At 29.0% G+C, this 16,227-nt stretch carries 14 protein-coding genes; 7 read left to right on the top strand and 7 right to left on the bottom strand.

Translation table 11 applies throughout. The features are described 5' to 3' along the window. Positions 1-2: 2 nt before the first annotated feature. From MHL31_RS08395 to MHL31_RS08385, 3 genes are all read right to left on the bottom strand, one after another. Positions 3-683: a DUF6089 family protein gene (locus MHL31_RS08395; protein ID WP_240225484.1), complete on the bottom strand. Its 681-nt coding sequence runs from the start codon at positions 681-683 to the stop codon at positions 3-5. A gap of 401 nt (positions 684-1,084) precedes the next feature. Beyond that, entirely contained in the window at positions 1,085-1,966 is an 882-nt protein-coding gene (locus MHL31_RS08390) for an NAD kinase (RefSeq protein ID WP_240225483.1), read from the bottom strand. Between the two features lie 2 nt (positions 1,967-1,968). Then, positions 1,969-2,628: a CBS domain-containing protein gene (locus tag MHL31_RS08385; protein WP_240225482.1), complete on the bottom strand. Its 660-nt coding sequence runs from the start codon at positions 2,626-2,628 to the stop codon at positions 1,969-1,971. A gap of 211 nt (positions 2,629-2,839) precedes the next feature. Here MHL31_RS08385 and MHL31_RS08380 point away from each other — a divergent pair, with 211 nt between their 5' ends. The 4 genes from MHL31_RS08380 (at position 2,840) to tig (ending at position 6,189) form a co-directional block, all read left to right on the top strand. Further along, positions 2,840-3,556: a pyridoxine 5'-phosphate synthase gene (locus MHL31_RS08380; protein ID WP_240225481.1), complete on the top strand. Its 717-nt coding sequence runs from the start codon at positions 2,840-2,842 to the stop codon at positions 3,554-3,556. Positions 3,557-3,603: 47 nt separating this feature from the next. Further along, on the top strand, positions 3,604-4,365 hold the full coding sequence (locus MHL31_RS08375) for an alpha/beta fold hydrolase (RefSeq protein WP_240228878.1): 762 nt from the start codon (positions 3,604-3,606) through the stop codon (positions 4,363-4,365). A 58-nt stretch (positions 4,366-4,423) separates the two neighbouring features. Then, positions 4,424-4,774 carry a phage holin family protein gene (locus MHL31_RS08370; protein WP_240225480.1) on the top strand — a complete coding sequence of 117 codons (351 nt, stop codon included), beginning with the start codon at positions 4,424-4,426 and terminating at the stop codon, positions 4,772-4,774. 92 nt (positions 4,775-4,866) lie between these two features. Beyond that, positions 4,867-6,189, top strand: coding sequence for a trigger factor (gene tig / locus MHL31_RS08365; RefSeq protein WP_240225479.1), 1,323 nt, complete (start codon positions 4,867-4,869; stop codon positions 6,187-6,189). 269 nt (positions 6,190-6,458) lie between these two features. Here the strand turns inward: tig and MHL31_RS08360 are convergent, their stop codons facing one another. From MHL31_RS08360 to MHL31_RS08350, 3 genes are all read right to left on the bottom strand, one after another. After that, complete coding sequence (locus MHL31_RS08360; RefSeq protein ID WP_240228821.1) at positions 6,459-8,291, bottom strand: pyruvate kinase; 1,833 nt, start codon at positions 8,289-8,291, stop codon at positions 6,459-6,461. A 76-nt stretch (positions 8,292-8,367) separates the two neighbouring features. Beyond that, complete coding sequence (locus tag MHL31_RS08355) at positions 8,368-9,699, bottom strand: DEAD/DEAH box helicase (RefSeq protein ID WP_240228819.1); 1,332 nt, start codon at positions 9,697-9,699, stop codon at positions 8,368-8,370. Between the two features lie 135 nt (positions 9,700-9,834). Continuing rightward, positions 9,835-11,433 carry a M1 family metallopeptidase gene (locus MHL31_RS08350; RefSeq protein WP_240228817.1) on the bottom strand — a complete coding sequence of 533 codons (1,599 nt, stop codon included), beginning with the start codon at positions 11,431-11,433 and terminating at the stop codon, positions 9,835-9,837. Positions 11,434-11,759: 326 nt separating this feature from the next. Here MHL31_RS08350 and clpP point away from each other — a divergent pair, with 326 nt between their 5' ends. The 3 genes from clpP (at position 11,760) to dnaG (ending at position 15,792) form a co-directional block, all read left to right on the top strand. Continuing rightward, positions 11,760-12,419, top strand: coding sequence for an ATP-dependent Clp endopeptidase proteolytic subunit ClpP (clpP, locus tag MHL31_RS08345; protein ID WP_240228815.1), 660 nt, complete (start codon positions 11,760-11,762; stop codon positions 12,417-12,419). A 17-nt stretch (positions 12,420-12,436) separates the two neighbouring features. Then, positions 12,437-13,678: an ATP-dependent Clp protease ATP-binding subunit ClpX gene (clpX, locus tag MHL31_RS08340; RefSeq protein WP_240228813.1), complete on the top strand. Its 1,242-nt coding sequence runs from the start codon at positions 12,437-12,439 to the stop codon at positions 13,676-13,678. Between the two features lie 74 nt (positions 13,679-13,752). Further along, the gene (gene dnaG / locus MHL31_RS08335; protein WP_240228811.1) at positions 13,753-15,792 is read left to right on the top strand and encodes a DNA primase; all 2,040 of its coding nucleotides are present in this window, start codon (positions 13,753-13,755) and stop codon (positions 15,790-15,792) included. Here dnaG and MHL31_RS08330 read toward each other — a convergent pair whose 3' ends face one another. Then, the gene (locus MHL31_RS08330) at positions 15,793-16,161 is read right to left on the bottom strand and encodes an SPOR domain-containing protein (protein WP_240228810.1); all 369 of its coding nucleotides are present in this window, start codon (positions 16,159-16,161) and stop codon (positions 15,793-15,795) included. Between the last annotated feature and the right edge of the window lie 66 nt (positions 16,162-16,227).

Here is a 16,227-nt window from a genome sequence, read left to right as displayed (position 1 = left end):
TATTAATAGGGTGTTGCGTAACAAGGTGGTCTTCCAAAAGTATACACTAAATTAATACCACTAAAAATATACCAGTCATTACTATCTGGATTTCCAAATTGCAATGATTTTATTTCATTATTATTATAATCTATATTATCTACAAAAGTATAACGAGCTCTTAATTCTATAGCCATTGCAAAATCTCCAAATAATTTTGTTTTATAGCCAACTCCAAAAGGAATAGCGAAAGAGGTGTTTGAATCATATTCATAATTAGAATCATCAGTGCCATCTACTATTGTTTTGTAGTTAAAAGCAGCAATTTCAACTAATAAATAAGGCGTTTTAGTTTTTTTAAAATCGTCTAAATTATATTCGAAATAGTTGAATTCTAGTCCTATTGCTAGTTCTTTTACGCTATTTGTAAATTTAATACCTCTGTTGTAACGTGCTATGTTAGAGGAATTTTTATCGTTGGCTTCTAGTTGCGAAAAAGTAAAAGTACCTCTGTAGGAAATTCGTGGGTTTACATTCCATTTATAAATTAAACCACCCATTAACTTATTTGGATTGATGTATTTTTCAGATCCTATATCTCCAATATAATTACTTCCACCAGCCATTATCCCAATTTCATGAATTTGAGAAATGGAAGTTGTTGTGATACAGATAAATGTAATAAGTAAAATATTATGTTTCATAATATAAAATAGCGTGCAAATATAAATAAATATACTTGCTTTTAGAAGTTTAACAATGTCTTTTTTGATAAACTGTTTATACTTAAAAATATTGTTGAAGTTTATACCTTACTTAAGAAATAATATTTAACTCAATAAAAACACATACATTGTTTATTCTTTAATTTTGAATAGTAAATGTAATTTTTAGACGTTATTAAGTCACCTTTAAAAATAAAGGAAAGGTTTTGTGTATATAAGGTTAATTAACTGATAAAGTGTAAAGTATTCTCTAATTTTGGTAAAAAATTTAAATTTGTTTTTTAAATATTATTAATATTTATTCGCTAAAAACGAGTGTTTAATATCTTAAAGTTTTTAGAAATAATTTTTTAGATGCCAATTAGGTATACATAGAAGAATTAATTCCTAGTATCTTGTCCCCAAAGTAGTTTTTCTCTAAGGGTTTTAATAAATGTTTGATCTTTAAACTGTACTACTTTTAAGTTAAAATTTGCCTTTTTAACCGTTATTTCGGTATTGTTGTCTATGGTTTTAATTCTAGAATCTAAAGATAAAAAGAAATGATCTTCTCTTCCGCTAACTGTAAATGTTATTTTTGTATCATCTGGTATAACTAAAGGTCTTGCATTTAAATTGTGTGGTGCAATTGGTGTAAGTACAAAACTTTTGGCTTGCGGTGTTATAATTGGTCCACCACAACTTAATGAATACCCAGTAGAACCTGTAGGTGTTGCAATAATTAATCCATCTGCCCAATAAGAGTTTAAAAACTCATCATCTAAATACGTTTTAATAGTAATCATAGAAGCGGTATTTTTTCTGTTTACTGAAACTTCATTTAAAGCAAAATTTAACGTATTTAAACCATCTACTTCGGGAAATGTTGTAATGCTTAATAGAGAACGTTCTTTTAATTTGTACTCTTTTTTTAGAAGTAAATTTACCGCATTTAAGATATTTTCTTTTTGTACGGTTGCCAAAAACCCTAATCTACCTGTATTTATACCAACAATTGGAATATTTGAGGCTCTTATAAAAGTAACAGCTCTTAAAATTGTTCCATCTCCACCAATGGTAAACATAAAATTAAATGTGTTGTCTAATTCTTTATAAGATGTAAAAGTTTTATACTTTTTTATGTTCAGATGTTTTTTAAGGGATTTGTAATATTTTAATTCAATTACAAAATCTATATTATTAGAGGTTAATATTTGAAATAAATTCTCTACATAAGTACTATCTTCAATTTTAAAATACTGACCGTAAATTGCTACTTTCATTCTTAAATATTTAAGTATTTTTGTAAGTAATCTGACCTTTCTTTAAGTTCCTCTAAATAAAAATCTTCTTTATGTTTTGATAAAACTGTGTAATTATAGCGTCTAAATGCTTGTATAATTTCATTAATATCTTGTGCGCTAAATTTAAGTGTAATTTTAACAAATGCACCCGATGTTTCTGAAATAAAGAGACCAGATATTTTACCATTATTAGTTTCTACAATTTGTGAAACTTGAGTAAATGAAAAATCTTGAATTTCTTTTTCTAATTGCAATACAACACCTTCGTTATTTAAAAAAGGTGTTTGGTTGTAAACATGTAAAATGTCTATTAAATCTAAATAACCTATGTAAGTATGGTCTTTTTTAATTACAGGAACTATATTTGCTTCGTTTGCCGCAAAAGCTTTAATAATTTCTAGTAAATTTTCTGATTGTTCAACAAAAAATAAATTTATTAAATAGCTAAAATCTTCTAATTTTTTTTCGTTGGCATCAACTTCATCAATATCAATTTTAGAAATTAAACCAATAAGTTCATTATTATTTACAATTGGAAAATGAGAAAAAGCAGTTTCTTTAAAAAATAATTTTACAGCTTCTACCTTGCTTTCAAGTGTAAAAGGTTTAATTTTTTTTAGTATAAAAGGGGCCGTTTCCATATTGTGTTTGCTATTATTATACAAATAAATCAAAAATAAATCCAAAAATACATTCTTATACCAAATTAATTTAAAATTAGGTGTAAATTAAATGTTATGCCAGTATTTTAAAATACCAAACAATAACAATTTATTTAAGTGTAACATTTTAAGGTTTAATAGCTATTAGTTTGTAAATTTGCTTTGCTTTTTAATTTTAAAGATTTTAGCAATGACAAAATTAAGTGTAAACGTAAACAAAATTGCAACTTTACGTAATTCTAGAGGTGGAGATTTTCCAAATGTAGTAAAAGTATCATCTGATATTCAAGATTTTGGAGCAGAGGGGATTACAATTCATCCAAGGCCAGATGAGCGTCATATTCGTTATAAAGATGCGTACGATTTAAAAGAAATTGTAACTACCGAATTTAATATTGAAGGAAATCCAATTAAGAAATTTATGGATATGGTATTGGAAATTCGTCCAACACAAGTTACTTTAGTGCCAGATGCAGTAGATGCTGTAACTTCTAATGCTGGTTGGGATACCATTAAACATCAAGATTTTTTACAAGAAGTTATTTCAGAATTTAAATCTAAAGGGATTAGAACTTCTGTTTTTATAGATACAGATTTCAAATTAATTGAGGCTGCCGCAAAAACTGGAGCAGATAGAATTGAATTGTATACCGAAGATTTTGCTACGCAATATGAATTAGGAAATAAAGATGCCATAATTCCATATACTAAAAGTGCAGAACTAGCTACTGAACTTGGCTTAGGAATTAATGCTGGACACGATTTAAGTTTAAATAATATTAAATATTTTGCTGAAAATATACCTAATCTATTAGAGGTTTCTATAGGTCATGCATTAATTACCGAATCACTTTATTTGGGATTGGAAAATGTTATAAATATGTATAAGTATAAGTTAAAAGTTTAAAGGCAGGCGTTAATTTAAAAGTTAATAATTAAAAACGAAAAATGAACATGATATTACATTCAAAAATATTAGGAGAAGGAACTCCTTTACTTATTTTGCATGGGTATTTTGGAATGGGTGACAACTGGAAATCTTTGGCAAATTTGTTTTCTAAAGATTATGAAGTTCATTTAATAGATCAACGTAATCATGGAAGAAGTTTTCATACGGATGATTTTGATTATGAGTTGTTGGTAGAAGATTTGTACAACTATATTCAACATTTTAATTTAGATAAAGTTTGTTTATTAGGCCATTCAATGGGAGGGAAGGTAGCAATGCTTTTTGCGGTTACTTACCCAGATTTTGTAAGTAAATTAATAGTTGCAGATATAAGTCCAAGATATTATAAGCCGCATCATCAACCTATTTTGGCTGCATTAAATGCTGTAAATTTTGAAATTCAAAATACAAGAAAAGAAGTAGAAGATGTTTTGAAAATATATATTCAAGATACTGGAATTCTTCAATTTATGCTTAAAAATGTTCATCGTAAAACAAAAGATCAATTGGGTTTTAGGTTTAATTTACATAGTTTAACTGAAAATAACGATGAAGTTGGCGCTGCTTTACCATCATTTACACATTTTGAAGGTGAAACCTTATTTTTAAAAGGAGAAAAATCTGATTATATTACCGAAAATGAAGTAGGTTTAATTGAAGCTCATTTTCCAAATTCAAAAATTGTAACTGTCAAAAATGCAGGACATTGGCTACACGCAGAAAATCCTAAGCAATTTTATAGTGAAGTTGTCAGCTTTTTAAGCTAATTCAGTAATTGGCACAATTATAGTTAAATTTATAGTTCATTATAAAATAGTTATAAATATGAAATTAATTTTAAGAATACTTTTAACTGCAATTGCTGTTGTAGTTTTAGCAAGCTTTTTACCAGGCGTTCAAATACAAGGATATACAAGTGCAATAGTAGTAGCTGTAGTTTTAGGATTATTACGCGTAACAGTAAAACCATTATTAATATTTTTTACATTACCCGCTACCATTGTAACACTCGGACTCTTTTTATTGGTAATAAATGCAGTAATTATTTTACTAGCAGATTATTTTGTAAGCGGATTTTCGGTTTCAGGATTTTGGATAGCATTATTATTTAGTGTGCTATTATCAATATTCCAATCGGTATTGTACTCTTTTTTAGAAGAAGATAAACAAAAATAGTTGAATTTGAACGGGTTAAATATTTGTCAAGTAAGCAAAAAGTAGTACTTTTGCACCCAATTTTGAATGATTTTAGATAAAAACAACATAAAATGAATATTACAAAAGAAAGTGTTGATGCATTAAATGCAGTAGTAAAGGTTGAAATTTCAGCTGCTGATTACCAAGATAAAGTAGAAAAGATTTTACAAGATTACCGTCAAAAAGCTGACATTCCAGGATTTAGAAAAGGTCATGTGCCAATGGGAATGGTAAAAAAACAATATGGAAAATCTGTAATGATTGATGAGGTTAATAAATTACTTCAAGAATCTTTAAACAATTATTTAGTTGAAGAAAAATTAGATATTTTAGGAAATCCATTACCTAAAATGCAAGAAGATTTTAATTGGGATAAAGAAGACTATTCATTCGAATTTGAATTAGGTTTGGCTCCTGAATTTGATGTGGATTTAGAAGCAAAAAATAAAATTACACAATACAATATTGTTGCAGATAATGAATTGTTAGATAAAGAAGTTGAAAATATCCAAAAACGTTTTGGAAAAATTATTCCTAAAGAAGTAGTAGAAGAAGGTGTTAATATTGCAGGTACTTTTGCTAATGAAGATAAAGGAATTGATAAAAAATCTACAATTGAATTAGCTTCAATTAAAGGAAAAGTAAATCAAAAGAAATTTATAGGTGCTAAAGTTGGAGATGTTATTGAAGTAAAATCAAAAGGTTTATTTGATGATGAGCATAAATTAATGGGTGCTTTAGGTGTTGGTCACGATGAAATTCACGATTTAGATATTCCATTAACATTTACTATTGAAGAAATTAATGTAACTGAACTTGCTGAAGTTAATCAAGAATTATTTGATAAAGTTTTTGGACCAGATGTTGTAAAATCTGAAGAAGAACTTAGAGAAAAAATAAAAGAAGATGCTGAAAAGCAATTCCAAACACAAGCAGATCAACAATTATTAAATGCAGTAACAGAATATTTAGTAGAAAATACTAAATTCGATTTACCTGCAGAATTTTTGAAAAAATGGTTAGCTGTTGCTGGTGAAAAACCAATTTCTGCTGAACAGGCTGCTGAAGAATACGAAAAATCTGAAAAAGGTTTACGTTACCAATTAATTGAAGGAAAAGTATTAAAAGATAACGATATAAAACTTGATTTTGAAGAGTTAAAAGACTTTACTAAAGGTTTTGTAAAAGCGCAAATGGCTCAATACGGACAATTAAATCCAGAAGAAAAAGAATTGGATGATATTGTACAACGTGTATTAAGTAATCAAGATGAAGCTAAACGTTTACAAGAACAATTAGTAAGTCAAAAATTATTAGCTTTCTATAAAGAAAAAATTACTTTCAAAGTAAAAGAAATGAATTACGAAGACTTTGTAAAAGAAGTTTACAAATAGAAAATTTTAAATAAATTTTAAAAACTCCTTAAAGCAATTTAAGGAGTTTTTTTGTGGCTTAAAAATTAATAAAGACGTTTTAGAAAGTTTATAAGACACGTAATTGCTAGGCACGAAACCAACCTGTCCGTCATTGCGAGAAGTGTTTGTAATGCAATGAAAAACACGGCGAAGCAATCTCATAAATAATAGATACAATTATATTTTTAGTTTCAAATAAACAGATTGCCGCAGTCGTGCCTCCTTCGCAATGACGTTAAATGTCAAATCTACAATTCTTTAGAAAATTCTAATTTAGGTAATACTGCCATCTTTTTATTTTGAATAGATTGCATTTTACATAAAATTTTGTCGAGCATTTTTACAGCTTTTTCAATATATATGCCTTTATTTAACATTGCGCAAGAAACACGTTGAGACATTGCAGCATCAGTAATTTCAGCTCTCGTAGGAATTCCTTTTTTTGCTAAATTTTCCAATACTTGAGTTGCCCAAATATCGGGTATATGGGCAGCTTCACAAATATGAATTATCTCTTCTTGAATAACTGCAAAATTTTTCCATCCCGTTTCAATAGCCAAATCTCCACGAGCAATCATAACTCCAATTGGATAATTTTCCATTGCTTTTAATAAAATACTTGGCAAATTTCTAAAGGCTTTTTTGGTTTCAATTTTTAATACAATACTTAAATCAGCATTCAGTTTTTTAAATTCATTTAGTAGATCTTCAACGTCGTTTTTAGAGTTTACAAAAGAAAAATTTACGGCATCAGCATTTTTAGCAACAAACTTTAAGTCTTCTTTATCTTTTTCGGTTAAACCATTAATTCCTAAGTCGCTATTCGGAAGGTTAATTCCTTTATCCGCTTTAAGTTTACTTCCATTTTTTTTGGCATTGGTGATTTTTACCAATAAAAAATCTGAAGCAACTTCTTTTATAATACCTTCAATTTTACCATCGTCAAAATAAATTAATTCGCCTTTTTTTACTTCAGAAAACAGTTGAGGTAATGTGCACGAAATATGTGGATATTCAATTAAATTTCCAGCTTCATCATATTTTGTAGGTTCTCCTAAAATTGGTGCTTTATTTAATTTTAAAGTATCGCCTTCAAATAAAAAAATAACTTCTTCTAAGGGTAATATTTCGTGAACGGTATGTATTTCTGAAGTCGATTTTTTCTCCAAAAACACTGTTAATTGTGTGCCAGTAGTAACAAAAGCAGAATCTGAACAAGAAGCCCATCTTCCATAACCTTCTTTGCTTTCAATGGTGATTTTACATTTTTTACCTCTAGAATCTAAAAAAGTAACATAAGAGCCTTTTCGGGTTTTTTGCAACCATTTTTTATTTACGGGAATAATAGCATCAACTTCAGCGTTTTCTGGTGGAAGCATTCCAAAAGGCGCTAGCCATACTTTTGCAGGCACTATAACTTGGCCTAAAGTGTTTCGTTTTGGTTTTATATGAATTACTTTGTAACCAGGTTTCATTTTGCCAGTTCTTAATTTTGGACCACCTAAATCCATAAATATTTTACAAGTTGGATTTGCTTGTTTTGTGTTAGCAATAATTTTGCTCCAAACTGGTTCAGAATCGTGGGCGCAATTAATACGGGCAGCATCCATTCCTAGAGCTGTAAGGTTTTTTGCAAAGTCTTTATCTTCTGAAGCAAGAGTAGGTTGGGTTACTAAAATACGCGTGTTACGGTTTCTATCTATTTTACCAAATAAAGCATTTACGTGTTTTTTTATTAATTTTTTGCTTTCACTTTTTGTTAAAAATCCAGAAGTTTTTTCAGTCTTATGGTTGTTTAATAAATGATTTATGATTGTTTTATAAACAAGTAAGTTGTGTAAAACACTGCTTTCTGAGCTTGATGTATTTGGCAATCCAATTTTACTTAATTTATCTTGAAAAACAGCATTATCAAAACTTCTAAGTGCTAAGTAGTGAATTAAGTTTTTAGCACTTTCCGTATAATTTGGATGTACACCTAAAATTTGGTTTTTATACCTATTCTCATATTCTAAGATTTTTTCTAAAATTAAATCTATTTGAATACGTATTTCTTCTAGTTTTTCGGTTTCAAAAAGCATACTTAAAAATTTGAATTAAAAGTACTAATATTTAGTATAATTATTGCTAATTGAATGCCTAAAAAAATGATAATTGTTACTTGCGTTTCTGACCTCTAGTTTTAGGTTTCTTGTATTTTTTTGCTATTTCGCGTCTATAAGATCCGCCAAGATTTTTCTTGCTATTTTTTTCTTTTTTCTCGTGAAAAGCAGCACCACTTGGTTCTGTTATTGTCTTTTTTCTACTGCTCTTTTCTGGTTCAACTTTTGGTAGTTCTTCATCAATCAATCTGGTGGAAATTTCAATGGTTTCCGGTAAATCTTCAACATCAATTTCAGTATTCATCAACAATTCAATTTCACCTAAATATTCAGCTTCTTCTTCATTAAAAAATGAAATAGCAGTACCTTCTTGTTCCGCTCTACCAGTTCTACCAATTCGGTGCATATAATTTTCAGGTTCTTCAGGAATATTAAAATTAATTACGTGACTCACATCTGTGAAATCCAAACCTCGCGCAATAATATCACTTGCAATTAGCACATTAAAAAAACCTTTTTCAAAATTAGTTACTGCTCGTAAACGATAATTTTGGGTTTTATTAGAGTGAATTACATTTGTATCACCCGGAATTAAACCTTCTAATTCTTCGAATAAGATATTGGCTTGTTTCTTGTTTTTTACAAATACCAATACTTTTTTAAAAGTCTCTTTATCTTTTAGTAATTGCACTAAAAAGTTGACTTTTGTATAAAAATTTGGAACTGGATAAGCCAATTGTTTAATAGTATCTAAAGGACTTCCGCTTGCTGCAACTTCAATTTTTATAGGCGATTTAAAAAAGTCGTGGAGTAAATCGTTCACTTCTTTAGTTAAAGTTGCAGAGAATAAAATATTTTGTCTTTTTTTAGGTAATAAATCTAATAAAGTTATTAGTTGCGCTCTAAAACCTAGGTTCATCATTTCATCAACTTCATCAATTACCAATTTCTGAATTTGCTTTAACTTTAAAATACCATCCAAGGCTAAATCTAACAATCTTCCAGGAGTTGCAACTAAAATATCTTGACCTTGATACACAATTTGTTTTTGCTTATTTAAATTTGTACCTCCATAAACACCGGTAAAACGCACATTTATATAAGGTGTTAAATTTTCAATTTCTTGTATTACCTGAACTACCAATTCTCTAGTTGGCACTACAATTAAAACACGTGGATGTTTTTGCTCAGAATAGGTGAGTTGTTTTAAAATTGGTAATAAATAAGCGTAGGTTTTTCCGGTTCCGGTTTGTGCAATTCCAACTACATCTCTACTGCTCATAATTACATTAAAAGCTTTTTCTTGAATAGGTGTTGGTGTTTCAAAACCCATTTCAGTAAGGGCGTCGAGTAAAAAGCGGTTTAGATTTAAATCGGAAAAAGTCATTTTTTTAGTTTTTGCAAATATAAGTCTTAAATTATAGTTTAAAGTAAATCAATCTATTATTCACTATAACTTTTGAAAAACTTACATTTTTGCCCCTCTTTAAAGTTGAATTGTAGTTGTAAAATGTATAATTTACTATTCATTATCCATTTCAAACAATAAATTTACGTTGGGGTCGTATTTAATTTCTTTTACGTCTAAGGCTTTTGTTGTAACTACAAAAGGTTCTTTTTGAGTAGTAACTTCAACGGTTTTAATTTCTGAAGTTCCATCGGAATAAATAATTTCAAGATCTAACGGGAATTCAAAAGTAGTTTCTTGAAGTTGTTCTACCATAATTCTTAATTTATCGCCACCGTGAATCCAAGATGCTTTTATTTTTGGTTGCCCTGTTTTTTGAAGCCATTGTGTGAAAAATACATCTAAATTTTTTCCAGAAACTTGAGCCATTACATTTTTAAAATCGTTTGAAGAAGCGTTTTTAAATTTATAAAAATTGTAATAGGTTTTAATTCCTTTCCAAAAGTTTTCTTCACCAACTGTAGCTTTTAACATATGTAAAACCCAAGCTCCTTTTTGATATGAGTTCGGATTTAATAATTTTAAATAATCAGTTGTTTTAGTGTCAATAATAGGTGTTTGTTGCATTTTATAAAAGTTTAAAACTTTTTCGCGTTCTTCAGTTAAACGTTTTTTAAATGCAGTTTCACCATCGGCTTCTAAAATATATAAATTAGTAAAGTAGGTTGCAAAACCTTCACTTAACCATAAGTGAGACCATTCAATTTCTGTTGCAGAATTTCCAAACCATTGGTGTGCAATTTCGTGTGCTATTAAATCTTTATGTTCTTGGTTTCCGGTTACAGATTTTTCAAAATAAAATATATTACCGGCATTTTCCATACCTCCATAACGTGTTTTAGATTGCACGTTTGCTAATTTTTGAAATGGATAATCGCCAATTTTTTCAATAAAGAAATCTAAAATGTCTTTAGCAATAGCAAAATCGTTAAAACCAGCTGCTTTTGTTTGTGGATATACCCAAGTAGAAACAGGAATATTGTGTGTAATACCAGTGTTTTGAACTGCAAATTTAGCAATGCCAATTACCATTACTTTTGTTGGTAAAGGAACCTTAGTTTTGTAATGATATTGTTTTAAATTCTCGGTTAAATTTGTTTCTTCAACTTGGTAGCCATTGGCTATTACTTGGTAATGGTTTGGTGCTTTAATAAAATATTCAATTGTTGCTTTGTCTGAAGGATGATCTACACAAGGAAACCAATTATGCGCTCTATTTGGCCAATTATCACCAAAAAAAGTACGATCTCCATACATGTTTTCAGAAATAATTAAACCATCTTTAGGTATTCCACTATATTTAATTGTGTAAGTATATGGTAAACGAGGAAATACATGTTTTGCTTCAATTGCCAGTTTGTTGTTTTTCTGACTAAAGTCTACAACAATGTTATTTTGATAGACGCTATCTACTTGCATTCCAATTCCTGTAGAGTCTTTTGTAATTAAGTCCAATTCAAATAAATCTAAAGATCTTTTAAATTTTATAGAAACTTCCATTTCTGCGTCTATTACATCGGTAGAATCATTAACGGATAGTGTTAATTTATAATGTTGCACATCTATATTATTATATTGTGCATTGTTTGTTTGTGCAAAAAGTATATTACAGAATCCGAAAAAAAGAAAACTAATTTTAATAATAAATTTCATGTGGGTGTTTATTTTTTGAAGTTCAAATATACTTAAAAACAATACCATTTTAAATAAAAATGATGTTGAAAGTTTAAACAGTTAGGTTAATAATTGTAAAAATAAACTTTTAATCTAATGTTGTAAAGGTGTATAATTTTTAAAACCGGAAGTAGTTTTGTAATTTCAATAGGTGATTGTTTTTATGAGATAAACTTAATAAAAATAATCATTTTCTGTTAAAATACTGTTATATAAAGTCGTTCAAAATTTACTATTTGAGTCAGAGGCTTCATGTTTCATGAATACTTCTTATCTTTACCCCCATAATTTTATAAAACTATAAAATGGATTACGGAAAAGAATTTAAAAAGTTTGCGACTAAAGAACAAGGTATTAGTAGCACATATTACGATAAGATTGTTAGTAGTGTAACACCTTATATTATTGAAGAACGACAGTTAAACGTAGCACAAATGGATGTGTTTTCTCGTTTAATGATGGATAGAATTATATTTTTAGGTACTGGAATAGATGATAATGTTGCAAATATTATACAAGCACAATTATTATTTTTAGAAAGTGTAGATAATTCAAAAGATATCTCAATTTACATAAATTCTCCAGGTGGTGGAGTTTATGCTGGCTTAGGAATTTACGATACTATGCAATTTATAAAACCAGAAGTAGCTACAATTTGTACTGGAATGGCAGCTTCTATGGGAGCAGTTTTAATGTGTGCTGGAGAAAAAGGAAAACGTTCGGCTTTACCACATTCTCGTGTTATGATTCATCAACCTTTAGGTGGAGCGCAAGGTCAAGCAAGTGATATTGAAATTACAGCACGTGAAATTTTAAAATTAAAAGACGAATTGTATCAAATAATTTCAAAGCATTCTGGACAAACTATTGAAAAAGTTCACCACGATTCTGATAGAGATTATTGGATGAAAGCTGATGAAGCTAAAGCGTATGGAATGATTGATGAAATTTTAGAAAGAAAGTAAAAATACGAATATAAAGTATGGCAAAAGATGAAGTTTTAGAGTGTTCGTTTTGTGGTAGAAAAAAGCCAGAAACGGATTTGTTGATAGCGGGTTTAGATGCACATATTTGTGATAAATGCATTGAACAAGCTCATGGGATTGTAATGGAAGAAATGGCTGAAAACTCTTCTAATTCTCTTAATTCTGAATTGATTTTAAAAAAACCTTTAGAAATAAAGGAATTTATAGACCAATATATGATTGGTCAAGATCAAGCTAAGCGTGTAATGGCTGTGGCTGTTTATAATCATTATAAAAGATTATTACAACCAAATACAAAAGACGAAGACGCTATTGAAATTGAAAAAAGTAATATTGTTTTAGTAGGTGAAACCGGAACTGGTAAAACATTAATTGCGCGTACAATTGCAAGAATGTTAAATGTGCCTTTTTGTATTGTAGATGCTACAGTTTTAACAGAAGCTGGTTATGTAGGTGAAGATGTAGAAACCATTTTAACACGTTTATTACAAGCTGCAGATTACGATGTAACTAAAGCACAACGCGGTATAGTTTTTATTGATGAAATTGATAAAATTGCCAGAAAAGGCGATAATCCATCAATAACAAGAGATGTTTCTGGTGAAGGTGTACAACAAGCATTGTTAAAATTATTAGAAGGAGCTGTTGTAAATGTGCCACCAAAAGGAGGTAGAAAACATCCAGATCAAAAGTTTATTGAAGTAAATACTAAAGATATACTTTTTATTGCAGGAGGTGCTTTTTCAGGAATTGACAAATTAATTGGAAAACGTTTAAACAGACAAGCAGTAGGGTATAGTGCATCTATAAAAGTAGATAAAGTAGATGAGGATAATTTATTGCAATATATAATTCCAAGCGATTTAAAATCATTTGGTTTAATTCCAGAAATAATAGGTCGTTTACCTGCACTAACTTATATGAATCCTTTAGATGCAGAAACTTTAAGGTCAATTTTAACGGAACCTAAAAATTCAATTATTAAACAATATCAAAAGTTGTTTAAAATGGATGGTATCGATTTTTCTATTGATGAAAAAGCATTACAATATGTTGTAGGTAAGGCTGTTGAGTATAAGTTAGGAGCACGTGGTTTACGTTCGCTTTGTGAAGCTATTTTAACAGACGCTATGTTTGAGCTTCCTGGTACAGATGCTACAGAGCTTAAAGTAACTGAAAAATATGCTGAAAATAAAATTAGAAAATCAACCTTAAAAAAGTTGAAAGCAGTTTCGTAAGTTAAAAATTTAAACCTAACAGGTTTTAAAAATCTGTTAGGTTTGTTATTTCTGTAAAATTAAAACGAACAAAATTGATTTCAAGAGAAACTATAGATAGAGTTTTTGAAACCGCCCGAGTAGAGGAGGTTATTGGTGAATTTGTTCAATTAAAAAAGTCGGGAAGTAATTTTAAAGGGCTAAGTCCTTTTTCCGAAGAAAGAACACCATCTTTTATGGTGTCGCCTGTAAAACAAATTTGGAAAGATTTTAGTACAGGTAAAGGGGGTAATGTAGTTTCTTTTTTAATGGAACAAGAGCATTATTCGTATCCAGAAGCTATTCGCTTTTTAGCAAGAAAATACAATATTGAAATTGATGAAATAGAGCAAACTGATGAGCAAAAACAACAAGCTGATGAGCGAGAAAGTATGTTTTTGGTTTCAGAATATGCTCGTGATTATTTTCATAAAAATTTATTGGAAGACCCTCAAGGAATAGCAATTGGTTTAAGTTACTTTAAGGAGCGAGGTTATACCGAAGAAACCATTAAAAAATTTCAATTAGGTTATTCGTTAAACGAATGGGAAGCTTTTACTTCAGAAGCATTAAATAAAGGATATAACTTAAAATATTTAGAATCTACAGGTCTTACAATTGTAAAACAAGATTCTCAAAATCCAAATAATAATAAACAATTCGACAGATTTAAAGGTCGTGTTATGTTTCCTATTCACAGTATGAGTGGGAGAGTGTTGGGTTTTGGAGGGAGAATTTTAACAAACGATAAAAAAGCTGCCAAATATTTAAACTCACCAGACAGCGATATTTACCATAAAAGCAATGTGTTGTATGGAATTCACTATGCAAAAAAAACTATTGCGCGCGAAGATAATTGTTATTTAGTTGAAGGTTATACAGATACAATAACCTTGCATCAATGTGGTATAGAAAACGTAGTTTCTTCATCTGGAACAGCACTTACAGAAAATCAGATTCGATTAATAAATCGTCTAACAAAAAATATAACTATTTTATTTGATGGAGATGCTGCGGGTATTAGAGCTTCTATAAGAGGAATTGACCTTATACTTGAGCAAGGAATGAATGTTAGGGTGTTAATGTTTCCAAATGGAGATGATCCTGATAGTTATGCTAAAAAAGTTTCAGAAACAGAGCTAAAAGATTATTTAGAAAATAATTCACAAGACTTTATCAATTTTAAGGTTTCTTTATTAATGGAAGAAGCCAAAAACGATCCGGTTAAAAAAGCAGGGTTAATTAGAGATATTGTTGTTAGTATTTCAAAAATTCCAGACAGAATTCAAAGAGAAGTTTACATACAAGAATGTTCCAGAATAATGGATATTTCAGAAAACGTGCTTTTTAATGAATTGGCTCAAATAGATAATAAATTAAAAAGAGAGGCTTCAAAAAATACGAGTAAAAAAACTAGTAATTTTAATACTGGAAATCGTCCAGATCCCAATGAACCTCCAATGGAAGTGTTGTATCCAGAAATGATGCAACTTCAAAAAACACCTCAAACTGAAAAGGTTGATGAGCTTCAAAAATACGAACGTGAAATAATTAAAATTTTATTATTATATGGTAATAATGAAGTAGATTTTGTTGATTTTGTAGAGGATGAAAGTGTTGATGGAAGAGGTTTTCAAGCACTGAAAAAAGAACATTTCCAAAATTTGGTTTCAAAAGAAATCTATTTAAACCTACAAGACGATGAAGTTGAATTTACCAATGAAATATTTAAACAGATATATTACGATATTATTAACCAACTAAATCAAAATAAAAATATATCGGTTGATGTTTTGGTAAATCATACAAATCAAGAAATTTCGAATTTAGTAACCAATATTTTAATGGATGATGAAAAACATGTGTTAAGTAATTGGGAACGTAAAGATATTGTGGTTAAAAGTAAAGAAAGTGACCTTTCTAAAATGGTGCTCGACGCAATTTATAATTTAAGACGTGTACTTATTGAACAGAAAATAAATTCTTTAATAACAAATGTGACAAAAGATAACGAGCGAGAGCAAATTTTAGAATCAGTAGTAAACTATACAAATTTAAAACAACGTCTGTTTGAAAGACTAAATAGGGTTGTGTAATTAAATAAGATCTTCTAAAACAATAGCACCTGAAAATTCCTCTTTAATAAGTAATAATACTCTATCGGCTTCTAATTTAGTTTCAAAATCTCCAACCTGAGTTTTCCATTCTGGTTGTTTGTAAATAATTTTTGCTTTGTACTCTGGAAAAGCACTTTTAAAATTATTTTTAATCTTATAAGCTTCGCTTTCCGAACCATTGTAGAGTTGAATTTTATATACAACAGTATTTTTATTCTCTTGATTATAGCTTTTTTTTTGGCTAATTAAACTCTCAATTTTTTGAGATTCTGTTTGTGAAAATACGACTCCACCTGTTAATAAAGCTATTAATAAGCACGTGTTTTTTATTTTAAATAAAAACTTCATTGTTATAATTTTTTTCAAATTTAGAGTATTCAGATTAAACGTAAAAGGAAAATAACCTTATTTAGA

It is taken from the genome of Lutibacter sp. A80 (assembly GCF_022429645.1).
Taxonomy (GTDB): domain Bacteria; phylum Bacteroidota; class Bacteroidia; order Flavobacteriales; family Flavobacteriaceae; genus Lutibacter.
The sequence above is the reverse complement of the archived record's forward strand: the minus strand, read 5'-3'. Positions and strand labels throughout refer to the sequence as shown.

Coding starts and splice junctions, on each gene's coding strand:
- MHL31_RS08395 (WP_240225484.1), bottom strand. CDS start 683: ATGAAACATAATATTTTACTTATTACATTTATCTGTATCACAACAACT.
- MHL31_RS08390 (WP_240225483.1), bottom strand. CDS start 1,966: ATGAAAGTAGCAATTTACGGTCAGTATTTTAAAATTGAAGATAGTACT.
- MHL31_RS08385 (WP_240225482.1), bottom strand. CDS start 2,628: ATGGAAACGGCCCCTTTTATACTAAAAAAAATTAAACCTTTTACACTT.
- MHL31_RS08380 (WP_240225481.1), top strand. CDS start 2,840: ATGACAAAATTAAGTGTAAACGTAAACAAAATTGCAACTTTACGTAAT.
- MHL31_RS08375 (WP_240228878.1), top strand. CDS start 3,604: ATGATATTACATTCAAAAATATTAGGAGAAGGAACTCCTTTACTTATT.
- MHL31_RS08370 (WP_240225480.1), top strand. CDS start 4,424: ATGAAATTAATTTTAAGAATACTTTTAACTGCAATTGCTGTTGTAGTT.
- tig (WP_240225479.1), top strand. CDS start 4,867: ATGAATATTACAAAAGAAAGTGTTGATGCATTAAATGCAGTAGTAAAG.
- MHL31_RS08360 (WP_240228821.1), bottom strand. CDS start 8,291: ATGCTTTTTGAAACCGAAAAACTAGAAGAAATACGTATTCAAATAGAT.
- MHL31_RS08355 (WP_240228819.1), bottom strand. CDS start 9,699: ATGACTTTTTCCGATTTAAATCTAAACCGCTTTTTACTCGACGCCCTT.
- MHL31_RS08350 (WP_240228817.1), bottom strand. CDS start 11,433: ATGAAATTTATTATTAAAATTAGTTTTCTTTTTTTCGGATTCTGTAAT.
- clpP (WP_240228815.1), top strand. CDS start 11,760: ATGGATTACGGAAAAGAATTTAAAAAGTTTGCGACTAAAGAACAAGGT.
- clpX (WP_240228813.1), top strand. CDS start 12,437: ATGGCAAAAGATGAAGTTTTAGAGTGTTCGTTTTGTGGTAGAAAAAAG.
- MHL31_RS08330 (WP_240228810.1), bottom strand. CDS start 16,161: ATGAAGTTTTTATTTAAAATAAAAAACACGTGCTTATTAATAGCTTTA.